This is a genomic window from Aporhodopirellula rubra (assembly GCF_014192335.1).
Classification (GTDB): domain Bacteria; phylum Planctomycetota; class Planctomycetia; order Pirellulales; family Pirellulaceae; genus Rhodopirellula; species Rhodopirellula rubra.
This window is the reverse complement of sequence record NZ_JACHXU010000071.1, coordinates 1-1,263: the sequence shown is the minus strand read 5'-3', so window position 1 is coordinate 1,263 and position 1,263 is coordinate 1. Positions and strand designations below refer to the sequence as shown.

The window sequence follows — 1,263 nt, the reverse complement described above, 5'->3', positions numbered from 1 at the left end:
GGGTGCATGACAGGGTTTGTTAGGTTTCTTTGATTTTGGTGTTGCGACGTCGATGGCGGAAGCCGTCGTTTCTTTGGCCTCGGCGATGCCAGAAGGCGTCTCGGTCGTGTGTTTCGCTCAGGTCGTCCGCCTTGAGTTGCAGCAGCGGTTCGAGTGAACCGTCTCGCCAGAACTTTTCGGTGCCCTTGATTCGCTCATTGATTTGCTTCTGAGCCGATTCCACCGGCGAAGTGGTCACCGGAAGCCCGGCACGCCGATACTCCGCATACTTCATCCGCGAAGCGTTGCCTGTCAGGTAAGTGATCCCCCGACGCAAGTCTTCGGGAACTTCTTCCTGATCGACGGCACGCTCCTTCATCGCGGTGATGACCCGAGCGACCTCACCGCTCCAGGTCCATTGCAGCCACTGCACATACAACTGCCAACCGTCTTCGATCCGGCCGCACGAAGCGATCGCACCACCGTAGACATATGCCAACGCATGCATGATGTCGACGATCGGCGTGTAGTGCGAGAAGTGAGTCGCCCACAACGACCAGTTCACTTTCAAGCCGTCGCCCATGAACGCTTTGACTTTCGATTTATTGAAGCCGCGTCGATACGCTTCGGCGGCAAGGGCCAATCCCAGATGATCGTATCCCTGCCGAGTCGCAACGATCGTTTGCACCAGAGGGTCGCCTCCGCTCCAGCGTTTATGATCTTTTCGAGATGCCTGGCTGCACGGGAGGTTTGAATCTGTCGAAATGGATTGCCTCGGTGATGTCGGGTTGCCCGGTGACGCTTCGCGATCGCTATCACTGGCCGACCCGCTACCGCGGTGGATTTCATTGATTTTTGGGATGATCCACAGTGGGTCGGTGAGGCACTCGGGCACTTCGGGGTGAGGATCCACGTCCGATGGGTTGGATTGATAGGTTTGTAACACGCCGGCCTGAGTCTCTCGCCACCAGCGATGCTTTTTGTCACTCGGCTTCTCCTGTCCCCAGAACGTGTCACGAATCTGAACGCGGCCGCCGTCACCCTGAATCACCGCAGCGCGTCCGTTCCAACCGTTCGCCGGTGCATGATCGCTTTGGCCGTGTTGTTGCTCGGGGATCCCGGCGGCGGTGTAGCGGTCGATCGCTTGCTGTTGTTCGTCAAGTCGTTCGGTGCCGATGCGAATGGCGATCCGCTGACATTGTTTGGCAGAGATCGTCAGTTCGGCGAGATCCCGCAGATTGCGACTTGCCACCGAATAGGATCGGTCTCGCGCCGCAGCGATGG

1 protein-coding gene is annotated in these 1,263 nt (G+C 58.3%); it reads right to left on the bottom strand.

Annotation, left to right across the window (positions count from 1 at the left end; genetic code table 11):
• Positions 1-19: 19 nt before the first annotated feature.
• Positions 20-1,263 (bottom strand): hypothetical protein (locus tag FHS27_RS30680; RefSeq protein ID WP_184310281.1); only part of this gene is annotated, 1,244 nt, incomplete at its 5' end.